The organism is Microbaculum mangrovi (assembly GCF_051390635.1).
GTDB lineage: Bacteria > Pseudomonadota > Alphaproteobacteria > Rhizobiales > Tepidamorphaceae > Microbaculum.
On the sequence record NZ_JBPODT010000005.1, the window covers coordinates 348,306 to 364,938 of the forward strand.

Annotated in this window: 13 protein-coding genes; 11 read left to right on the plus strand and 2 right to left on the minus strand. The window is 66.5% G+C overall.

What is annotated here, in order from left to right; all coding sequences use genetic code 11:
* Nucleotides 1-111: 111 nt before the first annotated feature.
* Both ACSF9G_RS22345 and ACSF9G_RS22350 read left to right on the plus strand, forming a co-directional pair.
* On the plus strand, nucleotides 112-2,253 hold the full coding sequence (locus ACSF9G_RS22345) for a cation:dicarboxylate symporter family transporter (protein WP_436644363.1): 2,142 nt from the start codon (nucleotides 112-114) through the stop codon (nucleotides 2,251-2,253).
* Between the two features lie 28 nt (nucleotides 2,254-2,281).
* Nucleotides 2,282-2,809, plus strand: a complete 528-nt coding sequence (locus ACSF9G_RS22350) for a hypothetical protein (RefSeq protein ID WP_436644364.1) — start codon at nucleotides 2,282-2,284, stop codon at nucleotides 2,807-2,809.
* Between the two features lie 57 nt (nucleotides 2,810-2,866).
* Here ACSF9G_RS22350 and ACSF9G_RS22355 read toward each other — a convergent pair whose 3' ends face one another.
* Nucleotides 2,867-3,559, minus strand: a complete 693-nt coding sequence (locus ACSF9G_RS22355; RefSeq protein ID WP_436644365.1) for a substrate-binding domain-containing protein — start codon at nucleotides 3,557-3,559, stop codon at nucleotides 2,867-2,869.
* Between the two features lie 286 nt (nucleotides 3,560-3,845).
* On the opposite strand from ACSF9G_RS22355, the gene ACSF9G_RS22360 reads away from it, so the two are divergent.
* Both ACSF9G_RS22360 and ACSF9G_RS22365 read left to right on the plus strand, forming a co-directional pair.
* The gene (locus ACSF9G_RS22360; protein ID WP_436644366.1) at nucleotides 3,846-4,877 is read left to right on the plus strand and encodes a ligand-gated ion channel; all 1,032 of its coding nucleotides are present in this window, start codon (nucleotides 3,846-3,848) and stop codon (nucleotides 4,875-4,877) included.
* Nucleotides 4,878-4,970: 93 nt separating this feature from the next.
* The gene (locus ACSF9G_RS22365) at nucleotides 4,971-6,158 is read left to right on the plus strand and encodes a DUF5624 domain-containing protein (protein ID WP_436644367.1); all 1,188 of its coding nucleotides are present in this window, start codon (nucleotides 4,971-4,973) and stop codon (nucleotides 6,156-6,158) included.
* 58 nt (nucleotides 6,159-6,216) lie between these two features.
* Here the strand turns inward: ACSF9G_RS22365 and ACSF9G_RS22370 are convergent, their stop codons facing one another.
* Nucleotides 6,217-8,304 (minus strand): ATP-dependent helicase, encoded by a 2,088-nt coding sequence (locus ACSF9G_RS22370; RefSeq protein ID WP_436644368.1) that lies wholly within the window; start codon nucleotides 8,302-8,304, stop codon nucleotides 6,217-6,219.
* 204 nt (nucleotides 8,305-8,508) lie between these two features.
* Here ACSF9G_RS22370 and ACSF9G_RS22375 point away from each other — a divergent pair, with 204 nt between their 5' ends.
* From ACSF9G_RS22375 to ACSF9G_RS22405, 7 genes are all read left to right on the plus strand, one after another.
* The gene (locus ACSF9G_RS22375; RefSeq protein ID WP_436644369.1) at nucleotides 8,509-9,657 is read left to right on the plus strand and encodes an acyl-CoA dehydrogenase family protein; all 1,149 of its coding nucleotides are present in this window, start codon (nucleotides 8,509-8,511) and stop codon (nucleotides 9,655-9,657) included.
* Nucleotides 9,658-9,671: 14 nt separating this feature from the next.
* The gene (locus ACSF9G_RS22380; RefSeq protein WP_436644370.1) at nucleotides 9,672-11,222 is read left to right on the plus strand and encodes a class I adenylate-forming enzyme family protein; all 1,551 of its coding nucleotides are present in this window, start codon (nucleotides 9,672-9,674) and stop codon (nucleotides 11,220-11,222) included.
* Nucleotides 11,219-11,737 carry a MarR family winged helix-turn-helix transcriptional regulator gene (locus tag ACSF9G_RS22385; RefSeq protein ID WP_436644371.1) on the plus strand — a complete coding sequence of 173 codons (519 nt, stop codon included), beginning with the start codon at nucleotides 11,219-11,221 and terminating at the stop codon, nucleotides 11,735-11,737. The genes ACSF9G_RS22380 and ACSF9G_RS22385 overlap by 4 nt, the downstream gene beginning before the upstream one ends.
* 60 nt (nucleotides 11,738-11,797) lie before the next feature.
* Nucleotides 11,798-12,940, plus strand: coding sequence for an ABC transporter substrate-binding protein (locus tag ACSF9G_RS22390; protein WP_436644372.1), 1,143 nt, complete (start codon nucleotides 11,798-11,800; stop codon nucleotides 12,938-12,940).
* Between the two features lie 115 nt (nucleotides 12,941-13,055).
* Nucleotides 13,056-14,099, plus strand: coding sequence for a branched-chain amino acid ABC transporter permease (locus tag ACSF9G_RS22395; protein WP_436644373.1), 1,044 nt, complete (start codon nucleotides 13,056-13,058; stop codon nucleotides 14,097-14,099).
* Nucleotides 14,096-15,901 (plus strand): branched-chain amino acid ABC transporter ATP-binding protein/permease, encoded by a 1,806-nt coding sequence (locus tag ACSF9G_RS22400; protein WP_436644374.1) that lies wholly within the window; start codon nucleotides 14,096-14,098, stop codon nucleotides 15,899-15,901. Before ACSF9G_RS22395 ends, ACSF9G_RS22400 begins: the two co-directional genes overlap by 4 nt.
* A complete protein-coding gene (locus tag ACSF9G_RS22405; protein ID WP_436644375.1) occupies nucleotides 15,898-16,620 on the plus strand; it encodes an ABC transporter ATP-binding protein in 723 nt (240 codons plus the stop codon). Before ACSF9G_RS22400 ends, ACSF9G_RS22405 begins: the two co-directional genes overlap by 4 nt.
* Nucleotides 16,621-16,633: the final 13 nt, after the last annotated feature.

Genomic DNA, 16,633 nt, shown 5'->3' on the forward strand with positions numbered 1-16,633 from the left:
ACCAGACCCTGAAGCGAGGCGCCGGTGGACCAACGCCCGACAGCGCCTGCACGATCGCAATCGCGAGCGACACCGCGGACCGGCGCGCCGCTCTCGCCCTTCCAACGCATCTTGCTGGCGCTCCTGCTCGGCATCGGCACCGGCATCTTTCTCGGCGAGATCGCCTCCCCGCTTCGCGTGGTGGGCGATGTCTATGTCGGCCTCCTGCAGATGACGGTGCTTCCGTTCATCATCTGCTCGGTCATCGGCAATATCGGCAGCCTGACCATCGACCAGAGCAAGAGGCTCGCCCTGATCAGCTTCGCGGTCCTGTTCGTGCTCTGGGGCGTCGGATTTGCGACCCTTGCCCTGCTGGCCAGCGCGTTGCCCGTACTGCCCTCGGGATCGTTCTTCAGCACCAGCCTGATCGCGCCGCCGCGCGAGTTCGATTTCGTGGAGATATTCGTTCCATCGAACCCGTTCCGGTCCCTGTCGGAGAATTTCGTCCCTGCCGTCGTGGTGTTCTGCATTCTCGTCGGCTTCGCGCTGATGCAGTCGCCGAACAAGACCGAGATCGTCGCCCTCTTCAAGACGCTGAATGACACGCTGGGGCGCGTCAGCAACTACGTGACCCGACTGAGCCCGATCGGCGTGTTCGCGATCGCGGCCAGCGCGGCGGGGACCATCACGCTGGAGGAGTTCGGACGGCTTCAGGCCTATTTCGTGATCTACGGCGCGGCGGTGGTCCTGCTCGTCTTCGTGCTGCTTCCGCTGATCGTCTCGGCCGTCACGCCGTTCCGCTACGTCGATATCATCGCGACGCAGGGCAACGTCCTGATCACGGCGCTCGCGATCGGAAGCGTTTTCGCCGTGATCCCGTTGCTGGTGGAGAGCCAGAAGCGGCTGGTGGACCGTCTCGGTTCATCGGGCGCCCGGCCAAGCCGCCAGGACCTCGAACACGCCGCCGACCTCGTCATTCCGCTTGCCTACCCGTTTCCCCATCTCGGCAAGATCGTGACGCTGATCTTCATACCCTTTGCCGCCTGGTTCTACGGCCGGCCGATGGACGCCGCCGACTACATACCGTTCGCGACGTCGGGCCTCTTCCTCAGCTTCGGCAAGGTGACGGTCACGATCCCCTTCCTCCTGGACCTGCAGGAGATTCCCGCCGACATCTTCCGGCTGTTCCTGATGTCGAGCGCGGTCGCGGGGCCGCTCAGCGACATGCTCGGCGCGGCGCATCTGCTGGCCTTCACGTCGCTGACGACCTGCGCCATGAGCGGCCTTCTGGTGTTCAGACGTGCCGGGATCGCGGGGACGGCGGTGCTTTGCCTGGTGGCGACAGTCGTGACCGTAGGGGCAACCCATCTGACCCTGAGCCGGCTCTTCGACGATTTCCTCAGCCGGGAGAACGTCATCGCCCAGATGAACCTGATGCAGGAGCGCAGCCCGTTCACGATCCTGCCCGTCAGCGAGCCGAACACCGACGCCCTGCTTGCGGGCGAATCGCCGATGGAACGCATCGAGCGCCGCCGGCGCATCCGCATCGGCTTCGACCCCGACAACCTGCCATTCTCGTACTACAACGCGCGCGGCGACCTGGTCGGCCACGACATCGATCTCGCCCATCGCCTGGCCCGGGACCTGGGTCTCGAACTGGAGTTCGTTCCCATCAATGCCCTGACGCTGGTCGATCAGCTCCGCGAGGATCACTTCGACGTCGCCGTGTCGGGTATCCCGGTGAATGTCGGGGTCTACGAGGATGCCACCTACAGCCAGCCCTACCTGAACGTGAACCTGGCGTTCGTGAGCGCGGACCACGAGCGCGGCGATTTCGCCAGCATGGCGGCGCTGGGCACCGGCGAGGGCCTTGTGCTCGGGATCAAGACAGGCAGCTACTTCGGCTACTACATCCGGCAGATCCTGCCAGAGGCGCGCATCGTCGAGCTGTGGTCCGAAAGCCAGTTCTTCGAAGGACCGCCGGAGCGCATGGACGCGCTGGTGACGACGGCCGAGGGCGGATCCGCCTGGACGCTGATCCATCCCGAATTCGCCGTCATAGACCCCCGCGACGACGAGACCTCCGCATCGATCGCGATCCTGTTCGCCCGGGCCGACACGCAGATCGCCGCCGATATCGGGACCTGGTTGCAACTCAAGCGAAACGATGGAACGCTTCACCGGCTTTACGAGTACTGGATCCTCGGCAGGGGGGCGAAGCCGACCACGCCGCGCTGGAGCGTCGTTCGCGACGTCCTGCAATGGACCGACTGAAAGCCGACCGGGCAGGGAGGACACGCGAATGCAGCACCTGAGCCGGACGCTATTGTCCGCCGTAACACTGGCCGCGGCCGCATCGGCGGCTTTGCCTGCCGCCGCGGAGCCGCTCGGGTGCCGATTGCTGCCCGGGACCTACGTGACGACGATCACCGATATCGAAGGGGTGTTCGCCTCGCGCGGCATCGTCACCTTCGCGCCGGGGGGAGGCCTGCTGGTGACGGATTCCCGGCAGGGCGGGCAGACCGGCGTCTACGACCCGTTCTCCGCCGGCCAGGGCGCATGGTCGTGCGGTCCCGGCGAGGCTGGTGGCATCGCGTTCTCCGCGATCTCGTTGAACTTCCCGACGCCGCCCGGAAGCGCGGGATCGAACTTCGGCCGGGTCGACTATCAGGGGACCCTGGACACGACGGATGGCGCGATCTCGGGTACGATCTCGCTGCGGTTCTCCGAGGCTGGCGACCTGGAAGCGGCCGACCCGATATCCGATCCCGGCGCGGTCCTGGAGACCTTCAGCTTCGAGGGCCGACGCCTGACCGCACCCGAGAGATAGGAGCCCGGACACGTCGCGACGCCGCGTATGCGCCGCCAAGGGTCTTCCGACCTACCGTCAGTCGAACGCAAACCGAACCAGCCCTGCCGCCGCGAGCTCGGCATCGAGTTCCGGTCCCGTCAGACGCTCCAGTACCGCGGCCGCGCCCGCCCCGGGCATGGGGCTCAGGAAGATCGACATGTCGATATGCGCTGCGAGCGCGTCCGGAAAGATGGCGGCGGCAACGATGCCAGGGCTCGACAGGATCGTGGTCAGCGGCGCCACGGCAAGCGCCGTGTCGCCCGCAGCGACCGAGGCCACCGGCTCGCCTGCCCCCATCGGCCGGCCGCGCGGCGCCACCGCCTGGGTCAGGCCGAGCCGCGCCATGACGTTCAGATACGTCCGCCCACTCGTCCCTGCACCGGTATAGCCGATGCTGTCCGCACTTCGGAGCAGGGCCGCGATCTCTGCCGCGCCGGTCAGGACCGACCCGTCCGTGCCAGCCCTGCGACCAATGGCAAGCGGCACCCGGCCGAAGGGCCGATGGCTCGCGCCATCGACACGGCCAGCCGTCGCCAGCGCCTCCACATAGGGCGGATTGGTCAAGCCGATATCGAATGCCTCCCCCGCGGCGATCCGTTCGGGGATCACGGGGTTCAGGTCGATGAGCGGTGCCAGCGCCTGCCCCGCCGTCGCCTCCAGGCGCGGCCTGAGACGGTCCATGAGTGCCTGGATCGCCACCGGCACGAAGATGCGCAGCCCGCTCGCCATCCCTTCCCGTCCCCCGGAAGCCTATGGAACCGAGCCCCCTCACCCGCATTTCGGTTCCTACTGACGTTGGCTGATCGTAGGCCGGTCGCCATCGCACGTAAATCGATGCATAGGCGGCTGATCGGATCGGATTCGAGCGCGACCGTAGCCGTTGGCGACCGTACGGGAGATCAATCCGCGCCATAGATCGTACTTGAAAATCGTCCGGCGGTGCCGCCAACTAGCCGTGCGGAATCTGGCTCTCGGCTACGCGTTGCGTTGCGATGGCTGAAATCCGGAGGGGACGTTGAACCGGATCCTCGCCTTCGGTCTGTTCACGCTTGTCTTTATCGGCGCGCTTCCCCTGGCGGCCGCGCAAGCGCAGAACTGCGCCCTTCCGGCCGACTATCATGCCGATACGCCGCCCGACGGGGCTGGTGCCCCGATCGTGATCACGGTCGGAATACTGGTCTCCGACGTCACCGCGATCGACGACGTGGGGCAGTCTCTCGAAGGCGACTTCATACTCCGGAAGACCTGGCGCGACCCCCGCCTCGCGAGGCTTGGCGGATGTCGGCTACACCGGTCGCTGGTGTGGTTTCCCGTGACCGACGTTCTGAACTCGAACCAGCTCCGGCGTTCACGCGGAGAGTTCGGAGCCGACCAGGTCCACATTCAGTCAGGTGGCGTCGTCGAGTACTACCAGCGCTTCTTCGGCTCGGTAGCGACCTACCACAACCTTCGCGACTTTCCCTTCGACAGCCACCGGATGCGGATCAGGATCGCGATACTGGAGTACCCGGCCGATCGGGTCCGGATCCGGCTGGATCCGCAGTTCGGTGGGCTGGCGGCGCTGCTGAATATCCCCGACTGGTCGATCAACGGCGTCGAAACGACGGTGGCCGAAGAAATCGTTCCCGAGTTCAACACCACCTATTCCGTCCTCTACGTCGACATTCTCGCGAGCCGGAATGGGCAGTACTTCGTCTGGAAGGTCATGCTGCCGTTGCTGCTGATCGTCCTGATGTCCTTTGCCGTTTTCTGGATCGAGCCGGAGCGCTTCGGCCCGCAGATCGGGCTCGCCGCGACCTCGATGCTGACGCTGATCGCCTTCCAGTTCGCGATGACGAGCATGCTGCCGAAACTCAGTTACTTCACGCTTCTGGACCAGTTGATACTGGGCTCGACGATCCTGGTGTTCGGATCCCTGGTCGAGGCGACGATGACGTCGGTTCTGATCGTCAAGGGAAAGACGGAGAGCGCGCTGAGGCTCGACCACGTCTGTCGCTGGCTCTTTCCGACCGCCCTCGTCGCCATATGGACGTTCATCCTGATCTGAGTGCCAGGCGCCGCGTATTCGCGTGACAACGCCGATGGGGACGCGGCACTATCCAAGCCGGGCCGCCTGCGCCGGATCGAGGAGGAAACCACCGTGCCAATCACCCAGTCGCCCGAATTCGTGCAGCTCTTCAAGACCTACACGGCAGACAGCGACAGCATCGGCAGCCATCTCACCCAGGCAGCCGAGATCGGGACTATACCGGGCGAACTCCTCGTCATATCCGGCACCGATATCGCTGTCTTCTCCGGCGACGATCGCCCTCCTGTCGTCGAGAGCTTCCGGCTGAGCACCCGCGGGTTCGTGGAAATGGCCGCGATCTCGCATCTCGGTCCCTCCGTCGCCGCGCTGGTCCGGATGCGAGAACTCGATCCCGAAAGCACCACCTGGCGGGCCGATGCGCGGCGACTTGCCGATCAGCTGCGCGTCGTGAAGGGGGCGAATACGCTTGCGCTCTGGCGCGACACCTTAGCGGTCGACGCGTGGGCAGGCTTCGAAACCAAAATCGTTGATCTCGTCGATTATGCCTGCACGGTGACATCGGACTATCTGCAATCGGCGTTGGCCGACCAGTCGCCGTTCACCTTCGACCACCTGCGCGACCATTATCTCGAGGCGACCGCAGCCGGCGCGCCCCCCGTCCCGTTCAATCACGTGATGATCGCGACGTTCTGCCTGACCGCGCTCGACATCAGCGCCCGGATGATCCGGTGGCTCCGCGCGCAGGCGCTGCATTGGGAGCAGCTCAAGGTCCTGATCGTCGGGCAGTCCGGCCGTCCGACCGCCGGATTGACCTGGTCGAGCAACAACATGTGCCACCTGCTGTCGCGTGCGAGCGAGGGGCGGCTTCCCTCAGAAAGGCTCTATATCGTGCCGCACGCACCGGATCTCGCTCCCGCGAGCGATGGTGGCGACGACCCCTGGCACGACGTCGAGCAGCACTATCGGACGGTCTGGTACAACACCTATGCAAATGTTCGGCTGGCCTCGCGCATGTTCGAGACCTATCCGCGCTACGCGTTCACGCCGCGCGCGGGCGTAGCGGTCAATCGCGCGACCGAATCCGTGAGCGAGCTGCCGCCGGTCACCTCGCCTTCGGACATGTTCGCCTTCGTCAGTCGGCTGCGGTTCGTTCTCGAGGACCCGAGGCAACTGATATCGAACTGCGTCGCCGACTATGTGATCGACAGGCTATGCGAACACGATTGCCGCCCGGAATTGGTCGAGATCCCGGGTCTATCCAACGTTGCCTATCCCGGAAAACACGAACCGGGCGGCTGATGCACGGCTTCCGTGCTGACCGAAGATGTCGCATGGTTGGCTGCACACGCGCCCGGTTCTACCGCTGCGCCCACATGGACCGCATGCGCTCGCCGATATCGATCGGCTTGGTTATCGGCGAATGCGTCCCGCCGGCCTCCTCCGCGACCGGCCATGCCGTCAAGGTGAAGTGCTCGAGGATCGTATCGGGAATGAACCGCGTGCGGCCGGCGTAGACGTGGCGATCGCCGCGCCCGGACTGACCGGACGTGTAGAACCGCTGCGGTACGATCAGGTCGAGACTGTCACGCGCGCGCGTCATGGCGACGTAGAGCAGCCGTCGTTCCTCTTCGGTCTCGTCCCTGGATCCGACTCCCAGGTCGGAGGGGATGCACCCGTCGACGGCATTGAGCACGAAGACGGACTTCCATTCCTGCCCCTTCGCCGAATGGATTGTCGAGAGTATCAGGTAGTCCTCGTCCAACATCGGCGCATCGGCCAGGTCGCTTGTCGCCTGCGGCGGATCGAGCGTCAGTTCGGTGAGGAAGCGCTCGCGCGACGGATAGCCAGTGGCGATCTGCTGAAGCTGGACCAGATCGGTCGTTCGGACGCTTGCATCCTCGTAAAGCCGATCCAGATGGGGTTGATACCAGCGCCGAGCCTGATCCATGTCGGCCGGCCATGAGACGTGCCCGGCCCGAAGCCCGTCCATCAGGTCGACGAAGGGCTGCCAGGCCTCGGGAGAAACCCGCAGCGGCGGTTCCGCCGGCAAGGTCCCGACGCCGCTCGCCATGTCTTCCAGAATTCGGGATGCGCTCGCCGGGCCGATGCCCGGTATCAGTTGCAGCACCCTGAAACCGGCGATGCGGTCGCGCGGATTCTCGGCGAAGCGCAACACCGACAGCACGTCCTTGATGTGCGCGGCTTCGAGAAACTTCAGCCCGCCGAACTTCACGAACGGGATATTGCGGCTGGTTAGCTCGACCTCGAGAGGCCCGCTGTGATGCGACGCACGGAACAGGACCGCCTGTGACTTGAGTTGAGTTCCGCTCTCCCGGTTTTCCAGGATCCGCTCCGCCACGAAACGGGCCTGGTCCGTCTCGTCGCGAACGCAGACGATCGACGGGCGGTCGCCGCTGCTGCGTTGCGACCAGAGGTTCTTTGTGAAGCGCTCTTCGGCGAGATCGATCACGGCATTGGCGGCGGCGAGGATCGGTCGGGTCGAGCGGTAGTTCTGCTCCAGCGTCACCAGGCGCGCGGGCGGGGTGAAGTGACCCGGAAAGTCGAGGATGTTGCGCACGTCGGCGGATCGGAACGAATAGATCGACTGGGCATCGTCCCCGACCACCGTAAGGCCGCTGCCCTCGGGCTTCAGCGCGAGCAGGATCGATGCCTGAAGGCCGTTCGTGTCCTGGTACTCGTCGACAAGCACGTGATCGAAGCGGGCGCCGATGTCGGCGGCCAGCTCCGGCACGGTCATCATCTGCGCCCACCACAACAGCAGATCGTCATAGTCGAGAACGCCCTGCGCCTGCTTGGCCTCGACATAGGCGGCGAACAGAGTCTGCAGCTCCTGCTGCCACGAGGCGCACCAGGGAAAGGACCGCACGACGATCTCGTCGAGTCCCGCCTTGGCGTTGACGGTGCGCGAGTAGATCGCGAGGCAGGTCGCTTTCGCCGGAAACCGCTTCTCGGTCCTGGAGAAGCCCATCTCGTGGCGGACCAGGTTCATCAGGTCGGCGGAGTCGCTGCGGTCGTGGATGGTGAAGGCCGGGTCGAGCCCGATGGTGTGGGCGTACTCGCGAAGCAGCCTGGCGCCGACGCCATGGAAGGTGCCGGCCCACTCGAGGCCGCCGGCAAGCGTTGCGGCATTTGCTCCCAGGGCCTTCGCGGCGATCGCCTCGGCACGGCGGGTCATCTCGGCGGCGGCGCGGCGGGTGAAGGTCATCAGCAGGATCCGGCGCGGATCGGTGCCGCGGACCAGAAGGTGCGCCACGCGGTGGGCCAGGGTGTTGGTCTTGCCCGAGCCCGCACCGGCGATGACCAGCAATGGCCCGGGAATCGCGGAACCGTCCTGTCCGTGCTCGACCGCACGACGCTGATCCGGATTCAATCCATCCAGATAGTCGATGTGCGCGATCGGGGCCGAATCACTTGCCGGTGACATGCTTGCCAGCAAGCACGGGCCGGCGGGTTTCCGCAATTGCCTTCGCATGGGCGGCGCCGGCACCCGTTCTCATTCAAGGTCAGTCGGACCGTCACCGGCGGCTCTTCACTGAGGGATGCCCGGGACGATGCCCCTTGACAACGGATAAATTCAAAACTGAAATATTCAGAATTGAACCACTTCTGACGACGGACCGGACGAACAATGAGCTTCGAAGTGACGCGAACGGTTTTTCTTGAAGAACACGAGGCCTTCAGGAGGTCCGTTCGCGGGTTCCTCGAGCGCGAGGTTCTGCCGCATTACGCGCAGTGGGAAGAGGACGGGCGGACGCCCCGGGAAGCCTGGCTCCAGGCCGGCGAGATCGGTCTCCTGGGTACGAGCATCCCGCTGGACTATGGCGGGGTCGGCGGCGACTTCCGGTTCGACGCCGTCGTTCTGGAAGAGCTTGGCCGCCTGACCCTCGGCGCGCCGGCCTGGGACATGCACGGCTACATCGTTGCGCCGTTCCTGACGCATTTCGGAACCGAGGATCAGAAGCAACGCTGGCTGCCCCGGATGGCGTCGGGCGAGGCGATCGGCGCGATCGGCCTGACCGAGCCCCACACCGGCAGCGACCTCGGTGGTCTGCGCACCACGGCGAAGCGGGTCGACGGCGGCTACCGCATCAACGGCAGCAAGATCTTCATCACCAACGGCATCATTTCGGATCTGGTCCTGCTGGCCGCGAAGACGGATCCCGAGCGCGGCCCGAAGGGGATCTCGCTGTTCCTGGTCGATACCTCGCTGCCCGGCTTCCGGCGCGGCCGGAAGCTCAAGAAGGTCGGCAACCACGCACAGGACACCGCCGAACTGTTCTTCGACGACATGATCGTCCCCGAGGACGCCCTGCTCGGCGGCGTGGAGAACGAAGGCTGGCGACAGCTCATGCACGGGCTGGCGCAGGAGCGGATGGTGGTCGCCGTCCGTTCGATGGCGATGGCCGAGGCCGCGTTCGAACAGACCCTAGACTACGTGCGCGGGCGATCGGCGTGGGGCAAGCCCGTCGTCTCGTTCCAGAACACGCGCTTCAAGCTGGCCGAGATCGAGACCGAGATCGCCGTCGGTCGCCCCTTCGTCGACCAGTGCATCGCGCTCCTGGCCGAAGACCGGCTGAGCGAACGAATGGCGGCCAAGGCCAAGCTGTGGACGACCAAGCTCGCCGACCAGGTGATCGACGATTGCGTCCAGCTGCATGGCGGATACGGCTACATGCGGGAATACCCGATCGCGAGGGCCTGGACGGATGCGCGTGTCCACCGCATCTGGGCGGGAACGGACGAAGTGATGAAACACATCATCTCCCGGACATACTGAGGAAGAAACGGGTCATGCAGCACGCCGCACCGAACGATCGCTCAGGGCCGGCCGGCGCCGCGACCCTCGGCGATATGGTGACGGCGGCCTGCGCCCTGCGTGGTGACCGCGCGTTCCTGACCGACGCCGAACTCCGACTGGACGGGCCGGGCGTGGAGAAGGCGACGCGGCTGGCGGCGGGTGCGCTGCAACAACTCGGGGTCGCGCGCGGCAGTCATGTGTGTTTCATCGCCCGCCCGAGTGTCGCCCACACGGTCGCCTGGTTCGGCGCCGTCCGCTGCGGGGCCGTCGTAACCAGCCTGCACCTCATGGATACGCCGGATCGCCTGGCGGAGACGATCGACTGGCTGGAAGCCGGGCTCCTGCTCTGCGACAGCGAATTCGCCGATCTGGCGAGCCGGATCCGCGAAGCGGCCGCCCGCCCGCCGAATGTCGTCCTGCTCGATGATCCGGATGGCTTTCCTGCCGCCTTCGCCGACCCCGTGGAGCCGCTGGACGCCGCCGACCCCGACGATCCCGTGGCCGTCGTCCTGTCGTCCGGGTCGACGGGGCGGCCCAAGGGCGTCGTCCATACCCACCGGACCATTCTCGCCTCCTGCGCCGCCGGACCGGAGGTCTATCGCGACCTCGACGACAGCGACAGCGTGCTCGTCGTCATCGGCACCTCCTTCGGCGGCTGGGCCAACGTGGTGCCGCCGTTTCTCGCATCGGGCGCCCGCCTTCACTTTCAGCGCCGGTTCGAGCCGGCCGCCTTCGTCGATGGCCTGCAGTCCGAGCGGATCACCATCGCGCCTCTGGTTCCGACGATGTGGCGGATGGTGCTCGGTGCCCTGAGCGACAGCGACGACCTGTCCGCCGTGCGGCTGGCCTTCATGTCGGGCGAGCCGCCCGAGAGCGCGCTGGTCGGACAGATCCAGGCGCGCGTCGCCGCACGGGTGACCACCGCCTATCTGTCGACCGAGGGCGCCTGCGCCTGTGGTGTCCTGGTTCACGAGGACGCCTTTGCAGCCGACGACGCGCCCCCGGGCCTTGTCGCCCGCACGGCAAGGGTCCGCATCGCCGATCCGGAAGATCCTTCAAAAGGAGGCCTCGGTCCGGGAGACGTCGGTGAAATCCTGCTGTCCGGCCCCTCGCTTGCGACCGGCTACTGGAAGGATCCGACGCTGAGTGCGGAGCGCTTTCGGGACGGGTGGTGGTATTCCGGAGACACCGGCTACCTGAACGAGGCCGGCGGCCTCCGCGTCGTGGGCCGGACCGACCACCTGATCAACAGCGGCGGCATCAAGGTCCAGGCCGAGGAAATAGAGGCTGCCCTGATGCGCCATCCCGCCGTACGCCAGGCGGCGGTCGCGGGAATACCGGATCCATTGTGGGGATCGCGCATCGAGGCCTGGGTGGTCCTGGACGCCCCTGACGTCGATCCGGGCGACATTCTCGGCTGGTGCCGGGAGAACGGGGTTCTGCACCCCGCGAAGCTGCCGAAGGACATCCATCCGGTCGACAGTCTTCCGACCGGGCCGACAGGCAAGCTTTACCGACGAGCCCTGGTGGGAGGCACCACATGACCGATGTCGACACGGGCACCGCCGCGCGGAAATCGAGGAAGGGTCGGTCCGAAACCCGGACCGACGACGGCAAGGAGCATCTGCGGCTGTGGGTGCGCCTGCTGGCCTGCGCCCACACCGCCGAGCAACGCGTGAAGGGACGGATCAAGGAGCGGTTCGGGATCAACCAGACCGCCTTCAACCTGATGTCGCAGCTCGACCGGTTTCCCGACGGCATCCGCATGGGCGAACTGTCCCGGCGCACGGTCGTGACCGGATCGAATGTGACCGCGGTGATCGACGATCTCGAGAGGCGCGGATTCGTCGTGCGCTCCCCCGCGCCCGACGATCGTCGGGCCATTGTCATCGGCCTGACCAGCGAGGGCCGCGAGGCTTTCGCCGGGATGGCGCCGATCCACGCCTGTTGGATCGAGGAGATTTTCGCCGAGTTCTCGGTGGAATCCCAGGCGGATCTCGTTTCGCGCCTGGACGAGCTGAAGGAGGCGATGCGCGCCACGCTCAGCACAAGCCTGTAACCGCGGGTCCCAAGAGCCAACAAGCCGCTCCCGCACGACAACAGCAGAGGGACTGTGAATATGAAATTCAAACTGGGAAGTGCTGTCTTCACCCTGGCTGCCTGCCTCGCGATCTCGCCGGTTGCCGCCGAAGGCCTGAAAGTCGGAATCACCGGGACGTTCACCGGTCCGAACGCCACCAACGGCATCCCCTACAGAAACGCCATCGAGACGTTCCCGGATACGGTCGGCGGCATACCGGTCGAATGGATCGTGCTTGATGACGGTACCGACCCGACGACTGCGACGAAGAACGCCCGCAAATTCGTCGACGAGGACAAGGTCGACGTCCTTCTCGGTTCGACATCCAGCGTGACATCCGCCGCGATTGTCGACGTCGCCAACGAGGCGCAGACCCCGATGATCGCCCTGGCCCCGATCCGGATCCCCGACGACAAGCGGGCCTGGGTCTTCAATCTCGCCCAGCCGGTGCCGATCATGGTCTCGGCGATCATCGAGGACATGAACAAGAAGGACCTGAAGACCATCGCCTTCATCGGCTATGCCGACGGCTGGGGTGATCTGAACTGGACCGCCCTGGAACAGGTCGCGGCCGACAACGGCATCGAGGTGGTCGGCGGCGAACGCTTCAACCGCACCGATACCTCCGTCACCGCCCAGGCCCTGAAAACCATTGCCGCGGATCCCGACGCCGTCTTCGTCGGCGCCTCCGGCACCGCGGCCGCGCTGCCCCACGTGACCCTGCGCGACCAGGGGTTCGAAGGGCCGATCTATCACACGCACGGAACGGTGACGAAGAAGTTCATCGAAGCCGCCGGCCCCGCGGCCGAAGGCGCGTTGATGCCGACCGGCCCGATGGTCGCGGCAAACGACCTGCCCGATGCCAACCCGATCAAGGCGGTCTCGCTCGACTTCATCTCGACCTATGAAGGCAAGTGGGGCGAGGGCTCGGCAAACCCGCTGGGCGGTTATGCCTGGGACGCCATGCTGCTGGTCGGCGCCGCCGCCAAGGTAGCCGCCGAAACGGCCGAGCCGGGCACCCCGGAGTTCCGCACGGCGATGCGCGATGCCCTGCAGAGCGGAGCCGAGGTGGCCGGAACGAACGCGATCTACACGTTCACCGAAACCGACCACTACGGCGTCGACGAGCGCGCGCGCGTCCTCGTCGAGGTCAAGGGCGACGGCTTCCGCCTGGCGGAATAGCCGGACGCGGTCCGAACCGGACGCGACCGTCGGTTTCCGGAAACGGAACGGCGGCCGCGCCTGGGGATCGGGCCCGCGATCAATCCCTGAAAACCGAACCCGAGGCCCGCGGCCGATGAACTCGAACATTGCCCTGCTGCTCGCGCAGGACGGACTGACGAACGGGCTCGTCTACGCCCTGATGGCCTTGTCCATCCTCCTTGTCTTCGTCGTCACCCGCGTCCTCTGGGTCCCCGCCGGCGACTTCCTCATGCTCGGCGCGCTGTCGCTCGCGCTGTTCCAGCAAGGCGTGGTGCCCGGGACAGTGTGGCTTACCGGCTGTCTCGGCCTCCTTTGCGCGCTGGTGGAAGGCTGGCGCGCGTGGCGGCGCGGCAATGCCAAGGGGCTGCCGACGACGCTGCTCCTGTCTCTCGGAATTCCATTGGCCGCCGGGGCGCTGTCGCTCTGGCTGGCGCCGATCAAACCGCCGCTTCTGGTCCAGGTCGCGCTCGTCATCGGACTGGTCGCGCCGATCGGCTACATCGTCTACCGCGTGGTGTTTCAGCCCCTGGCCGACCGGCCGACGCTCACGTTGATGTTCGTGGCCGTCGCCGTGCACTACGCGCTCACCGGGCTCGGCCTGATCTTCTTCGGGTCGGAGGGCTTTCGCACGCCGCCATTCATTCCCGGGCGCATCGACATCGGCGTGACGCGGGTTTCCTGGCAGCTCATGCTGGTCTTCGCCGCATCGGCCGTTCTGATGCTCGCGCTTTGGCACTTCTTCGGCCGCTCGCTGTGGGGCAAGGCCCTGCGCGCAACCGCCGTGAACCGCTTCGGCGCCCGGCTCGTCGGCATCCGCACCAATTCCACCGGGGCGCTGGCCTTCACGCTTGCCGCGGCCATCGGCGCGTTCTCCGGCGTGCTGATCGGTCCGGTCACTACGCTCTACTACGACTCGGGATTCCTCGTTTCGCTGAAGGGCTTCGTCGGCGCGGTGATCGGCGGGCTGGCGAGTTTTCCGCTGGCCGTTCTCGGCGCGGTGCTCGTCGGCCTGGTGGAGAGCTTTGCCGCCTTCTACGCATCGCCGTTCAAGGAAGCGATCGTCTTCGGCCTGCTCATCCCCTTCCTGCTCTGGCGCTCGGCCACGCAGCCGCGCCGTCATGAGGACGAAGAGCATTGAGCCCGCGCCGCCTCTTCATCGCCGGCGCCGTCGCCCTGTTCGCGCTCGCGCCGTTCGTGCTGCCGATCGGCTACGTGACGCCGCTCACCTATATCGGCCTGTCCGCCCTCGTCTGTATCGGCCTGGTGCTGATGACGGGCGTCGCGGCAATGACGTCCTTCGGACAGGCCGCGTTCTGCGGCGTTGCCGCCTATTCTACCGCGGTGCTCACGACGCAGTACGGCTGGTCGGTATTCGCGACCCTGCCCGTCGCCCTCGCGGTGACGGTGCTGTTCGCCGTCGCGCTCGGCGCGCTGACCGTGCGCCTTGCCGGTCACTACCTCGTTCTCGGCACGCTCGCCTGGGGCATCGCCCTCTTCTACCTGTTCGCCAACATTCCGGTTCTCGGCGGGTTCAACGGGATCACCGACATCCCGGCGGTCTCGATCGGCGAGGCCGTGCTGACCGACCCGCGCGACTTCTACCTGGTCATCTGGGGTCTCGTCGGCCTGGCGATGCTCGCGGTGACCAACCTGCTCGACAGCCGCATCGGCCGGGCGATGCGCAGCCTCCCCTCGGAGGTTCTGGCCGAGAGCTTCGGCGTGTCGACCGCGCGGCTCAAGCTGATCGTCTTCGTGCTCGCCGCAGTCCTGGCCGGCCTGTCGGGCTGGCTGCAGGCCCACTACGTCCGGGTCGTTAATCCGTCGCCCTTCGGCGTCAACGCGTCGATCGACTACCTGTTCATGGCGGTGATCGGCGGCACCGGCAACCTGGGCGGCGCGATCCTGGGCCCGGCGGTCTTCGAGACCGTGCGGACATGGCTGCGCGAATGGCTACCGCTCCTGACCGGCAGGACGGGCAGCTACGAAATCACAGCCTTCGGTCTCCTGGTGATCATCCTGATCCAGGGCGCGCCCGCCGGGCTGATGTCGTTTGTCTCGCGGTTTCTGCCATCAAAGCAGCCCGTGAAGGCGCCGGCTTCGGCGCCGGCCCTGCCCCGGCGCGCGCTTCCCGAGCGCGGCACGCCCCTGCTCGAAGTCGATTGCGTGTCCAAGGTCTTCGGCGGCCTGCGCGCCGTCGACGACGTCTCCTTCGACATGAAGGCGGGAGAGATACTCGGCCTCATCGGCCCCAACGGCGCCGGCAAGAGCACCCTCTTCAACCTGCTGACCGGTGTCGCGTCGCTGACCTCCGGAACCGTCCGGTTCCTGGGCACCAGGATCGAGACGCTGGCGCAGAGGGACATCGCCGCCCTCGGCGTGGGACGGACGTTTCAGCACGTGCAGCTTCGCCCGCAGATGAGCGCGCTTGAGAACGCCGCGTTCGGTGCCAACCTCCGCGGGTCCGCCGGCGTCTTCGCCGCCATGGCCCGTGCCGACCGGGCGGAGGAGGCGCAGATCCTGCGCGTCGCCCAGGATCAGCTCGAGCGCGTCGGGCTCGGGCACCTCGCCGACATCGAGGCCGGCAATCTGGCGCTGGGACAACAGCGCGTCCTCGAGATCGCCAGGGCACTCGCCTTCGATCCGGCGCTGCTTCTGCTCGACGAGCCGGCCGCGGGCCTGCGCCATCAGGAAAAGCAGGATCTCGCGGCCCTTCTGTCCGACCTGCGCGAGCAGGGACTGTCGATCCTGCTGGTCGAGCACGACATGGACTTCGTGATGAATCTGGTCGACCGCCTCGTCGTCGTCGACTTCGGCGTGAAGATCGCGGAGGGCGATCCCGCGTCGGTGCGCGCGAACCCGCGGGTGATCGAGGCCTATCTCGGCGGCGTCGACGACCCGATCGACGGGCCCTTAGACGGGCTCGCGGAGGTGCGCCCATGACCGCACTGCTCGAAGCACGCGGCATCGGCGTCAGCTACGGCAAGATCGTGGCGGTCTCCGATGTCTCCCTGTCCGTCGCCCCCGGCAGCATCGTCACGGCGATCGGCCCCAACGGCGCGGGAAAGTCGAGCCTGCTGCGCGCCCTCGTCGGCGCCCAGCCGAGCACCGGAGAGATCCATTTCATGGGCGAACGCATCGATCGCCTGCCCATGGAGGACCGCATCGAGATGGGTCTCGTCCTCGTGCCCGAGGAGCGCGCCCTGTTCTCCAGCATGAGCGTTCGCGACAATATCGAGCTCGGCGCCTTCGGCCGGCGCGGCGACGGATCGGCGGCGATCGATGCCGTGCGCAGGGAAATCTACGAGCTGTTCCCGCGGCTGAAGGAGCGCGCCGGCCAGGAAGCGGGAACCCTGTCGGGCGGCGAACGCCAGATGCTGGCGCTCGCCCGGGCGCTGATGGGCAAGCCGCGCCTGCTCATGCTCGACGAGCCGTCGCTGGGGCTCGCGCCGCGCATCGTGCGTGACATCTTCCGGATCATCATCGAACTTCGGCGCCGCGGCGTGTCCCTTCTGGTCGTCGAGCAGAATGCCCGCGCGGCCCTGCAGGCGGCCGACCGCGGCTACGTCATCGAGCAAGGCAAGATCGCCATGGAGGGCGAGGCAGGCGCCCTGGCGAACGACGCCCGCGTTCTCGCGACCTATCTCGGCGGACCGAAGTGACCTGGAACAGCGG